Source organism: Nonomuraea purpurea (genome assembly GCF_042650645.1).
Lineage (GTDB): Bacteria > Actinomycetota > Actinomycetes > Streptosporangiales > Streptosporangiaceae > Nonomuraea > Nonomuraea purpurea.
The window spans coordinates 20,714-31,457 of sequence record NZ_JBHSBI010000057.1 but is presented as its reverse complement, the minus strand read 5'-3'; the positions used below and the strand labels follow the sequence as shown (position 1 = coordinate 31,457).

The 10,744-nt window shown below is 68.2% G+C and carries 12 protein-coding genes and 2 pseudogenes; 9 read left to right on the top strand and 5 right to left on the bottom strand.

All coding sequences use genetic code 11. From position 1 onward, the window contains the following. The 3 genes and pseudogenes from ACFOY2_RS53625 to ACFOY2_RS53615 all read right to left on the bottom strand — a co-directional run. Positions 1-481: pseudogene (locus ACFOY2_RS53625) on the bottom strand (cytochrome P450); the annotation flags it as partial. 32 nt (positions 482-513) lie between these two features. Beyond that, complete coding sequence (locus tag ACFOY2_RS53620) at positions 514-786, bottom strand: hypothetical protein (protein WP_379535927.1); 273 nt, start codon at positions 784-786, stop codon at positions 514-516. Positions 787-1,009: 223 nt separating this feature from the next. Beyond that, on the bottom strand, positions 1,010-1,762 hold the full coding sequence (locus ACFOY2_RS53615; RefSeq protein WP_379535926.1) for an SDR family oxidoreductase: 753 nt from the start codon (positions 1,760-1,762) through the stop codon (positions 1,010-1,012). A gap of 403 nt (positions 1,763-2,165) precedes the next feature. On the opposite strand from ACFOY2_RS53615, the gene ACFOY2_RS53610 reads away from it, so the two are divergent. After that, entirely contained in the window at positions 2,166-3,095 is a 930-nt protein-coding gene (locus ACFOY2_RS53610) for an RNA polymerase sigma-70 factor (protein WP_379535925.1), read from the top strand. A 79-nt stretch (positions 3,096-3,174) separates the two neighbouring features. On the opposite strand, the gene ACFOY2_RS53605 is transcribed toward ACFOY2_RS53610, so the two are convergent. Continuing rightward, entirely contained in the window at positions 3,175-4,053 is an 879-nt protein-coding gene (locus ACFOY2_RS53605) for a hypothetical protein (RefSeq protein WP_379535924.1), read from the bottom strand. A 352-nt stretch (positions 4,054-4,405) separates the two neighbouring features. Between ACFOY2_RS53605 and ACFOY2_RS53600 the strand changes: the two genes are divergently transcribed. The 3 genes and pseudogenes from ACFOY2_RS53600 to ACFOY2_RS54780 form a co-directional block, all read left to right on the top strand. Then, complete coding sequence (locus tag ACFOY2_RS53600; protein ID WP_379535928.1) at positions 4,406-4,678, top strand: DUF4158 domain-containing protein; 273 nt, start codon at positions 4,406-4,408, stop codon at positions 4,676-4,678. Continuing rightward, positions 4,675-5,619 (top strand): phosphotransferase family protein, encoded by a 945-nt coding sequence (locus ACFOY2_RS53595; RefSeq protein WP_379535923.1) that lies wholly within the window; start codon positions 4,675-4,677, stop codon positions 5,617-5,619. The genes ACFOY2_RS53600 and ACFOY2_RS53595 overlap by 4 nt, the downstream gene beginning before the upstream one ends. 4 nt (positions 5,620-5,623) lie before the next feature. Then, positions 5,624-5,767, top strand: a pseudogene (locus ACFOY2_RS54780) (GNAT family N-acetyltransferase); the annotation flags it as partial. Positions 5,768-6,044: 277 nt separating this feature from the next. Here ACFOY2_RS54780 and ACFOY2_RS53590 read toward each other — a convergent pair. Then, the gene (locus tag ACFOY2_RS53590) at positions 6,045-7,229 is read right to left on the bottom strand and encodes a cytochrome P450 (RefSeq protein ID WP_379535922.1); all 1,185 of its coding nucleotides are present in this window, start codon (positions 7,227-7,229) and stop codon (positions 6,045-6,047) included. An 88-nt stretch (positions 7,230-7,317) separates the two neighbouring features. Between ACFOY2_RS53590 and ACFOY2_RS53585 the strand changes: the two genes are divergently transcribed. From ACFOY2_RS53585 to ACFOY2_RS53565, 5 genes are all read left to right on the top strand, one after another. After that, the gene (locus tag ACFOY2_RS53585) at positions 7,318-7,923 is read left to right on the top strand and encodes a TetR/AcrR family transcriptional regulator (protein WP_379535921.1); all 606 of its coding nucleotides are present in this window, start codon (positions 7,318-7,320) and stop codon (positions 7,921-7,923) included. Positions 7,924-7,974: 51 nt separating this feature from the next. Continuing rightward, positions 7,975-8,742: a hypothetical protein gene (locus ACFOY2_RS53580; protein ID WP_379535920.1), complete on the top strand. Its 768-nt coding sequence runs from the start codon at positions 7,975-7,977 to the stop codon at positions 8,740-8,742. Positions 8,743-9,025: 283 nt separating this feature from the next. Continuing rightward, on the top strand, positions 9,026-9,319 hold the full coding sequence (locus ACFOY2_RS53575) for a putative quinol monooxygenase (RefSeq protein ID WP_379535919.1): 294 nt from the start codon (positions 9,026-9,028) through the stop codon (positions 9,317-9,319). A gap of 63 nt (positions 9,320-9,382) precedes the next feature. Next, positions 9,383-10,027: a TetR/AcrR family transcriptional regulator gene (locus tag ACFOY2_RS53570; protein WP_379535918.1), complete on the top strand. Its 645-nt coding sequence runs from the start codon at positions 9,383-9,385 to the stop codon at positions 10,025-10,027. A gap of 65 nt (positions 10,028-10,092) precedes the next feature. Further along, on the top strand, positions 10,093-10,731 hold the full coding sequence (locus tag ACFOY2_RS53565; protein WP_379535917.1) for a TetR/AcrR family transcriptional regulator: 639 nt from the start codon (positions 10,093-10,095) through the stop codon (positions 10,729-10,731). Positions 10,732-10,744 lie beyond the last annotated feature (13 nt).

Sequence of the window (10,744 nt, the reverse complement as noted above, 5' to 3'; positions counted from 1 at the left end):
TCTGCGGCACGCCCAGCAGCTCGCAGATCACCAGCGACGGCACCGGCAGCGCGAAGTGCTCCACCAGGTCGGCCGGCTTGCCGGCCCGCTCCAGATCATCCAGAGCTGTCTGGACGATCTCGGTGATCCGCGGCTCGAGCCTGCGCATCCGCCGTACGGTGAACTCCGGGGTGAGCATCCGGCGCAACCGCGTGTGCTCGGGCGGGTCGAATCCGATCAGCTGCCCGGCCTGCATCTTGGCCAGCTCGTCGGCGTTCATCTGCCCGGATCCCGGGAACGGTGTCAGGGCGCTGCTGAACCGGGCCGGATCCGCGAGCACCTGGCGAACGTCCTCATAGCGGCAGATCACGTACGCGGGCGCGCCGAACGGCGTCTTCACCCGCGCCACACCCTCGCTGTCGCGAGCCCGGGCCAGCTCCTCGACCGGGTTGAGCCCGTTCCGCCGCATGTGCAGCGGCAATTCCAGCGCTTTTGTCATCATCTGTCCATTCATTCAGTGATCGTGTGGGACCGTCAGGCGCGGGTCTTGGTCAGCAGGCCGATGATCTCGGCGGTGCAGCCGCGCTCGCCGAGGAGCGGGAAGATCCGTTCCATGCTGTGGCGATGCGACTCCGCATCCCGATCGGCTATGGCGTCCCAGCCCGCCGGCAGAGGGCCAGGCGGGCGCGGGATCTCGGTGCGTCCTGGAGCAGCATCTGATCCGTCCGCCCTGGCCGTGAGCCGGACCAGGACAACCGGAGCACCGTGGTGGTGAAAGGCGTCAGCCAGTTCGACCGCACGGGCCACCACCTAAGAGCCGGCGTAGGGGGTGGTGGGGAGGCCGACGACGAGGTTCTGCAGATCGATGAGAACGAGTGCGGTCGTTGTATCGATCGTGGTGACGGGCATGAGTGAGCCCCTTTCTGAGGATGTCGTCCGAGGAGGCAGCCAATGAGTCTCCGAGGCTCGGGGGGAACCCTTGTTCTCGGGCCCCGGGTGGTGGAGTTCCGAGAACAAGGGCAAGGTCGGCTCAGGGCTGGGTGTCGAGCCACTCCTGGAAGGTGGGTCCGGCGAGCTTGGCGTGCGGACCGGGCAGGAGGGCGCCGTTGGCGGCGATCTCGGCATCGGGCATGCCGGACCCGTCGACGCCGACGACCTTGATGCCTCGGCGGGCGCCGAGAAGCTGGGCCGCCTCCGCCATGGTCTCCTTGCGGGGTCCGGCGATCTCGGGGATCGGTGTTCCTGGGGCGGCGGGGGCGGTGGCCAGGTCGACCAGTTCCTCGGCCACGGTGCGGCAGGCCACGAGCTGGGTGGGCAGGGCCGGGAGGTAGGCGACGTCGCCCTGCTGCCAGTCCAGGAGCTGGCCGACGAACTCGTGGAACTGCGCGGCCCGCAGGATGCGGACGGGGAGCGGGCCGGACAGGAGAAGTTCCTCGTGCACTTTCTTGGCGGCGAGGAAACCGGCGGTGGCCTTGTCGGCGCCGATGATGGACGCCATGGTGATCTGGGCGACCCCCGCCTTCTGGCCGGCCTCGTGCAGATTGCGGGCCGACGTACGGAAGAACTCCGTCGCGGCGTCCTGGTCGGAGGAGTGCCAGGAGGCGACGTCGATGATGACCTCGGCCCCGGTGAGGGCTTCGGCGAGGCCCTCACCGGTGATGACGTCCACGCCGGTGGCTCGGGACATCGGCACGACCTGGTGTCCCCGCTCGGTCAGGACGTCGACGACGTGGCGGCCCAGCCGCCCGGTCGCTCCCGCCACCGCGAACGTGGTGATGTTCATGCTGGTGCCTTTCTTACGCGCTGTAGTTCTGGCCGGGGGGCATGCCGGGGATCGGCTTGGCGATGAGAGCGGCAGGAGTGAAGAAGCCGATGTGGGCGATCGCCATGATGAGCGACCACATCGCCCATCTCGGGGAGGAAGGGGAGGGGGTTGGGCATGCGCGACCGCTGGTCGGTCGTCGTGAGTGTGGACATGGGGAAGACGTCCCTTCTCACTCTCAACTCGTCGTAGTGCCGTACGGATCGTTCGCGCGGCGTCCTGACGACCACGAGACGCCGGCTCCCCGATCCCTGTAACAGCGCGGCCATGTGATATAGGCCACCTCCCGTGGGTGTTACAAAGCGGTGGGGACCCACGTCTTGTGCGTGTGGCAGTGCTGAGGACGAACAGGCAGGAGCGGGGCATGACCGAGCGGAGCCAACGAAGTGCGGACCCGGCCGACCACGTCGACTCCGTGGACTCCGCCACCCAGGCGTTCGTCGCCCACCGCAACCTGCTGTTCACCGTCGCCTACGAGATGCTCGGCTCGGCCGCCGACGCCGAGGACGTCCTGCAGGAGACCTGGCTGCGATGGGTGAACGTCGATCTCGGCACCGTGCGAGAGGAGCGCGCCTACCTGGTGCGGATCGTCACCCGGCAGGCGCTGGACCGGCTACGCGCGCTCGGCCGGCGCAAGGAGTCCTACGTCGGCCCCTGGCTGCCCGAACCGTTGCTCACCGCGCCCGACGTGGCCGAGGACGTCGAGCTCGCCGAGAGCGTCTCGATGGCGATGCTGCTGGTGCTGGAGACGCTTCAGCCGACCGAGCGGGCGGTGTTCGTGCTACGCGAGGTGTTCGATCTCGGCTACGACGAGATCGCCGAAGCCGTCGACAAGAGCCCGAGCGCGGTACGCCAGATCGCCTACCGGGCGCGGGCACATGTCGCCGCCCGCCGCCCCCGCGGCAGCGCCTCCCCGGCCGAGACCCGAGCCGCGCTCCAAGCGTTCCAGCGAGCGGTCGAAACCGGCGAACTGCAGAGCCTGCTCGACGTCCTCGCGCCGGACGTCGTCGCCCTGAGCGACGGCGGCGGAGTCAGGCACGCCCTGCTGCGGCCCGTCGTGGGGATCGACAACGTGGCTCGCCTGCTGGCCGCCGGCTGGTGGAAACGCGACGCGGAACGGTCGGTCGAGCTGGTTCAGATCAACGGCGGCCCCGGGCTACTCATACGGGTCGACGGGGAGATCGACGGAGTCGTGGCGGTGCGCGTGGAGAACGGCTACGTCAGCGGCGCCTACCATGTGCGTAATCCCGAGAAGTTGTCGCGTGTGGAGCGGGAGACCGCCGTAACCCGCTGAGCTTAGTGAAAAGCGACAACGTAAGAGTGGCGCGATACGCCTCCGCTCCGGCGAACCTCACGACACGATTGGCCAAACGTCATGCCCCGCGAAGTCCGGAGAGCGGAAAGGTGCTGTGCTGCATGCGGTATTTGAAATAACCGTCCCAGGGCGGCGCGGTGTTTCCTGAGCCGGGTTCGGTGGCGAAGTAAACGTCGGCACCGGAGTAGTCCAGAGGGCCCTGAAAAGCCAGACCACCGTAGGGGTCGCGGACCAGGCCGGAATTGTGGTTCCACTTGTAGCCGGTCTGGGCGCCGGTGATGCGGCCGACGACGGACCAGGCGCCGCCGCCCGTCCAGATGCTCGATCCCGCTATCCGGCCGACTTCGACGTCGGTTTGTATTTCGTTGCCGTCGAGCGGTCCGGTATCGCGGGAAATGACGAAGGACTGCCGGCTGGGGTCGTATGCCCAGGACGCATTGTGCAAGAACCGTCCCGAGTCAGGCAGGAACGGCTCCGGTGTCAGCCCGGCGGTGGTGACGAACGACCTTGCGGGTGAGGCGACGATGGTCCACGGCCCCAGGGGTGAGGTGGCGAGGGCGACACCGACGACGTTGAACCGGCCGTCGGCTCCATGGTCGTCGTTGTCCGCGCCGGTGAAGAACATCGCCCAGGTGTAGGTCTTCTCACCGGTCTGGGGTGTGGTGTAGGTGAAGTTTCCCTTGACGACATCCGGGTCGCAGATGTGGTACGCCGCCCAGTTCGGTGTCGCCGGATGGTAGTTCGGGTCGCCCGGCTGCAGACGTGGCCGCAGTGCTGTCTGGGTCAGGCCCCAGGTGTAGGAGCCGTCCGGCTGCCGGGTGCCGACGTTGAAGAGGACGTGATCGTGGGTGGCGTCGAGCGCGTTGCCGCTGCTTGAGCGGTACTCGACCGTGTTGGCGCAGTAGTAGATGATTCTTTGGGTTTCGGAGGTCTGCATGATGGACGGCGCATATTGGTAATAGCCGGCGCTCTCATAGCGGGATTGGCCGGGATATATCCCCCAGGTAAGGGGACGCCCGAGGACACCGCGGCGGCCGCCCGGGCGTGGGCGGGAAGCAGCGCGGCGAAGGATGCGACAAGGGCGAGGACGGCGACGATCGACACACAGCGGATGGGCATCACGTGGTCCTTCGCGGTGAGCAGGTCAAAAGCGATCATTCGCTTTACAGATCATGAACGCCCGAGCGCCTTGCCCGCAACGTCCCCGACCTGCACGACGCTCCCCGAGATAGGATCCCCAGTAGCAATGTAGCCTCTGACCTGCGATAACGTTCGCATTTGACGGGTTGGTGATCACTGCCGCTACGTTCGTTCCGGTTTCGTCCGGTACGTCAGGTAGAGGTGGTGCGCTTGTCCGAGAAGATGTTCTCCAAGGAGCAGTTGGAGCAGTTGCGCTCGTTCCCGAGATCAGCAGCGATGAGTTGATCCGGTATTTCACGCCAACGGCGGCGGATGTGGCCTTCGTCGATCCGGGGAAGGGGCGGGGGCCGGTCGACCGGCTGGGCATGCTGCTCCAACTAGCTCTCTGTCCATGCGCTGAAATTTCGAGGTCGAGTCGATGAATCAGGGCACCCATCCCGAAGAGCTGCCGGCCGAGGTCCTGGACGACGTGGCCAGCGTGGTCGGGGCAGAGGTCACTCTTCTCAGTCGCCTTCCCGGAGGCGTCAATGGGGGTGCCATGCGCGTCCAGTTGGCCGGAAGGGCACATGCAGTGCTCAAAGCAGTGCCCCGGGCCCATCCCAACCACCTGGATGAGACGTTGCGGGCCCAGAGAGTGGTCGAGCACATGCGTAGGCGCGGCTATCCCACCCCGGCCTGGCTCGGAGTGGGGGCCACAGCCACTCATGTATGGCATCTGATGGACTTCGTTGACGCGGCTCCCGCGCCAGAGCTGACCCCGTCCCTCGTTGAGCAGCTGATGGAGATCATCGAACTCCAGGCCGGCCAAGCCTCCGAGCCCTACGACCACTGGTCGTACGCCTGGCGGGTCGCCACCGGTCAGGATTCGGCTGTCGCCGGGCTGGATTTCAACGAGACGCCGGAGCAGGCGCGTCTTCGCCAGTCCGTGGCCAGGCTCTCGGGGTATTCCTCCGTAGTGTCGGTCTTGGTCGAGCGCCTGCGACTCGTGTGTGCAGGCGTCCCACCACCACGACAGGCACCTGACATGGTCCATGCCGATCTCTCAACCCCCGGCAATGTCCTGGTCCGTGACGGAACGGTGGTGGCGGTCGTGGATATCGGGAACGCAGGCAGCGGCACGCGGGCGAGTGATCTCACCGCCCTCGTGTGGTACACCTTCCGGGATCCGCTGCTGGACGGCGTCCGAAGACGGCTGTGGGCGAGAATCGTCGACCTGGTCGGCTGGGAGGGGGCGGCGGTGCTCGCAGCGGCACAGATCCTCCTCATGCTCGAGGTCCCCATCCGTCATGGGCGCCACGATGTCGTTCCAGGGGTGGTCACGCGCGGCCATCGCGCCCTCGAAGAGCTGAACGCGCTTCGCTGACCCTACGGAGGGCGTTCGCGGAACCTGGCCCTACCGTTCCGACCTTCACATCCTGGTGCAAGCCCCGGACGGGACCACGACCGCGTCCGCGATCATCTGGCTCGACGAGCACAACCGGACCACCGAGTCCGAACCCGTCGGCACACACCACCGCGACCAGGCTGCCGTTGGCGCAGGAGCTCTACAACGCGCGGGAGAAGACGGTCCAGCAGATCGCCGACCTGTTCGGGGTGCCCCGCTCCACCGTCTACGGGCACCCCGAGGACACTCCCTAGCCGCCACAGTTCGCGGAGCTCGGGGACGGCGCCGATCGGCGTGACGTTCTCCGGACAGCTCCGCCAGCAGGTCGCGCACGGCGCACGGCCATACCGCCTGCGTCCACCGGCCGAAGGGCGGCCGCCGCGACGCCTTCGCCCCCTTCGTGCTCACCAGATGACCGGCAGCGCGGCCAAGCCGCCGGTCAGCACATGGGAGTTGAAGGTCAGCTCCTCGGGCGCGCAGCCCAGCTTCAGCGTGGGCAAGCGAACGGCCAACTGGGAGAAGACCACCTGCAGCTCGATGCGCGCCAAGGGCGCGCCGATGCAGTAGCGGGCGCCGTGGCCGAAGCTCAGATGCGGCACGGCCGGCCGACCCGCGTCGAAACGATCCGGGTCGGCGAACACCGCGTTGTCGTGGTTGGCCGCGCCAATGTCCAGCAGTACCAGATCACCGGTGCGGACCTGCACTCCGGCGATCTCAAGGTCGGTGCGAGCGTAGCGGGGGATGCCGCCGCCGCCCAAGCCGGGGGCGCGCAGGATCTCCTCCACCGCGGCGTCGATCCGGGACGGGTCGTCGACCAGCGCCTGCCACTGGCCGGGGGTGGCCAGCAGACACAGCGCGCCCTCGCCGATCGCGGCGACCGTGGTCTCGTGACCGGCGAACAGCAGCACCATGCCCATCGCGGCGGCCTCGTCATCGCTGACGCCGTCGATGGCCGCCAGCGCTGAGATCACATCACTGTCGTCCTCCGTCTCTCCGATGAGGCCCTGTTCGCGTTTGCGGGCAACCAGGGTCTGACCGTAGCCGAACAACTCGCCCAACCCCTGCTCGGAGCGGGCCCGGTCGGTGACGTCGGCGGCCGCCTGCGTCCAGGCCCGGAACTGCGCCCGATCCTCGTACGGCACGCCGAGCAGCTCACAGATGACCGCGATCGGCAGCGGCAGCGCCAGCGCCGCGTGCAGGTCCGCCGGGGGCCCAGCCGCTTCGAGCCCGTCCAGCAGATCCTTGCTGAGCTGCTCGACGCGGCCGCGCAGCGCGCGCATCCGCCTGGGTGAGAAATGCGGCTGCAGGAGCGAGCGCATCCGCCGGTGATCGGCCCGCTCGGTGGCGAAGTCGCCCAGCGGCCCGCCGAAGATCGCCGACTCGCCGCTACGCGCGGCGGTTTCGGGCGCGGGGTGGGAGCGTCCGAGCCGCTCGTCGTCGAGCAGGGCACGCACCTGCTCATAGCCGGTCACCAGCCAGGCCGGGTCGCCGATCGCGGTGCGGATGGCGTGGATCGGCCCCTGCAGCTGAAGGCTGCGCAGGCCGGGGGCGGGACGCATCGGGTCGCTCTGCTCGAACGGCAGCTGCATACCCCTCCTTAGTAGACGTAGGTTTATATACTCGAACGTCTACTAAGCTACTTATAGACTCTCGCGTATACAAGAGGGAGGGGGCGCGGTGACCACCAGCCAGGCCGGCAGCACCACCCAAACCCAGGCGGCGCCCGTGCGGCGGATGCGCCGCGCCGAACGCCGCGAGCAGATCCTGGATGCGGCCACCCGCGCCTTCGCCCGCGCCGGATACGCCGCCACCGGCCTGGACGACATCGCCGCCGAGGCCGAGCTCACCCGGGCCATGCTGTATCGGCACTTCGAGTCCAAAGCCGACCTGTACCGGGCCGTCCTCGACCGCGCCTGCACCCGCCTGGCCGAGGCCACCGGAGCCGACGACTTCGACGAACACGCCATCCCCGCCCTGCTCAATGCCGCCGCCGCCGACCCCGACGGCTTCCGGTTGCTGTTTCGCCACGCCGCCCGCGAACCCGACTTCCGCGAGCTGATCGACTCCATCACCGCCGCCTCCCGCGACGTCGCCCACCGCAACCTCGCCCGCCGCATCCCGGCGGGCCCGTGGCTGGACTGGGCGGCCAACCTCATCCCCGCCTTCACCCTGGATGCCGTCATCGCCTGGCTGGACGCCGGCCAGCCCGACGCCGACCAGGCCGCCGACCGCATCGCAGCGGCCGTGCACGGCGTGATGGCCGCCGCTCAATCCACCCGCTGAGCGTAGGAATCCGGCGGAGAAGTGTCGGCCTGAGCTGGTTGGCTATGCCGCATGACCACGGTGAACGGGGAACGCGAACCCGGGGAGAGGGTCGAGGAGTTCGTCGCGGCGCTGCTGCTGCTCAAGCACCCGCACGGCAACCGGATCACGCCCTCCAGGGGCGATCGCGGCGTCGACGTGCGGGTCTGGAACGCCGACGGCTACGACATCTACCAGGTCAAGCGTTATACCCGGCCGCTGACGGCCAACCAGGCCACCAGCGTGGAAGCCTCCTGGAACACCTTCACCGCCGAGACGCTGCCGGTGCTGCCGGTACGATCCTGGACTCTGGACTGGCTGGAGGAGCTCACCGCCGGCCATGGCATCCGCACCCACTGGATGGGCGGCATCACCCTCGACGGGATGGCCGCCGACAACCCGGCCCTGGTGGAGTACTACTTCGGCGACGGCGGCCAGCGCCTGCACCGGCTCATGGCCGACGCCCTGCAGGGCGGACGCGACGTACCACAAGGAGCACCAGGCGAGGACCTGCTGGAGGCCGCCGTAGCCCGACAGCGCAGCCTGGCCGCCGCGTTGAACGAGGTGGACCCCTTCTACCGCTACGACATCCAGGCGCGGCACGGCCGGGTGTGGACCATGAACTCCGCGCCGTCCCGCCGGCAGCATGGGGGCACCGCCAGCACCGGTCGCTGCGCGATCGCCGGCTCAGCATGCTCGGTGACCCAGTTCAGGCCGCACCTGCAGTGGGCGTCGTGCGCCACTTCGAGCCCAGCGCCTCGTACACGAGCTTGTCGCCGTAGCGCTTGGTGTCGCGCGTGAATCCCGACATCACAGCAGCGTTCCACGAGTTGCCGACAGTTTCGGCCCGCTCGACCGACGCTGTGCCCTGCACAGGCGCTGCCTTGCCGTTCCGAGTGCGCCCTCTACCGTAATCGAACCGAGACATCAGCCGGACGACGCTCCGTTGTCGCAGGTCAGGCTCTACTTCGTGGGAAATTTCTTCGTTGCTACCGGAACCCCAATACGCGGTCAACTATGCGGGACAAACGTCCCGCTTGAGTGCTATCTTGCCGTGGAACACCACGCACAACGGAGGTCGAACATGTTGATCGTCGCCGGCAAGGGCTACGTCGATCCGGAGCAGCGCCAAACGTTCCTCGCCGGACTGGAAGCGTCTGTGCGACACACGCGAGCCGAACCCGGATGCCTTGACTACGTGGTGGCCGCTGATCCGGTCGAGCCCGGCCGGATCAACGTGTACGAGCGGTGGGAGTCCAAGGAGCACCTCGAAGCCCACCTAGCCGCCATGGCACCACCGGCGCAGCCCGCCCCGGCCGTGCTCGGCAGGGAGATCGCGAAGTACGAGATCAGCAGCTCCCAGCCCTTCCAGATGTGACAGTCTCCGCCCGTCAACAGCGGATGCTGCGACCGGCGGAACCGCTGTCTATGATCGGCATCGATGGCACAGGAACGACACTCAGGCGAGCCCGAACCCGGCGCGACAGACGACCGAGCCGCGACCGGCCCGGCCAGACGGCAGCGTGCCGACGGCCGCCGCAACCAGGCGCGGCTCCTCGAGGCCGCCTTCTCCGCCTTCGCCGAACACGGCGCCTCGGTTTCCGTGCGTGAGATCGCACGGCGGGCGGGTGTCAGCACCGGCACCTTCAGCAGGCACTTCCCGACGAAAGAGGAGCTGTTCAGGGCGGTCGTCCTCAACCGCATCGGGCGGCTCGTCGAGCGCGCCGACGAACTCGCCGACGACCACGACCCGGCCACCGCGTTCTTCGCCTTCTTCGCCGTTCTGGTGGAGGAGGGCGCCGCCGACCACTCCGTCGGCGACGCGCTCAGCAGCGCGGGCTTCGACATTCAAGCCGCCGCGTCGACCGCGGACCTGGACTTCGGGAACGCCCTGCGCGGCCTGCTCGCCAGGGCCCAGCAAGCGGGCGCGGTGCGCCTTGACGTCGACACCGCCGACGTCAAGGCACTGGTCCTCGGCTGCCTGGCCCGCGAACGCGACGGCCTCGACGAGGCCGCACGGCAGCGCATGATTTCGATCGCCTGTGACGGGCTCAGACCGCGACCCTCGGACAGGCGTCCCTTTTAAACAACCGTGACTTGGCGCAAGGCGAAAGGCTACGGTGCATAGAAGGCCGAGCAGGAGGGACGGGCGTGACGTCGAGCGGTGATGCGGCTTCCGCGGTTCGGGAAACACGCGGGCCGCGCAAGGTCCCACTGAGCAATCCCGATCGGCGCCGTGAGGTTCTGGATGCCGTCCTGGAACTGCTGTCCGAGGTGGGCTACGAACGGTTGACCATGGACATGGTCGCGCAGCGTGCCCGGGCCAGCAAGGCCACGCTCTATCAGCGCTGGCCGTCCAAGGCGCGCCTGGCGGTGGCCGCCCTGGAACAGCACCGGCCTCTGATCACCGACCATGACACCGGTTGTCTCGTCGAGGACCTGCGCCATCTGCTCGTCTCGTGGCTGGCCGGCTGGACGAGCCTCGACCGCGGACTGGCGATCGCGCTGCTGGAAGGCAGCAGAACCGACGCCGAGCTCGCCCGGCTGCGCCGCGAGCGGCTGCACCGCCCACTCCGCCAGGCCGCCCAGGCGATATTGGCCCGAGCGCGTCAGCGCGGGCAGATCCCGGACGGCGTGGATGCGGACCTGCTGGTGGAGATGCCGTTGTCGGTGGTGCTGATGCACGTGCTGATCGAGGGCGAGCAGCCCGACCGCGCGCTCGTCGACCGGGTCGTGGACCGGGGGCTGGCTCCCCTGCTCGGCACACCATTAAGCGAACACGGTCAGTAACCATGTCAGCATT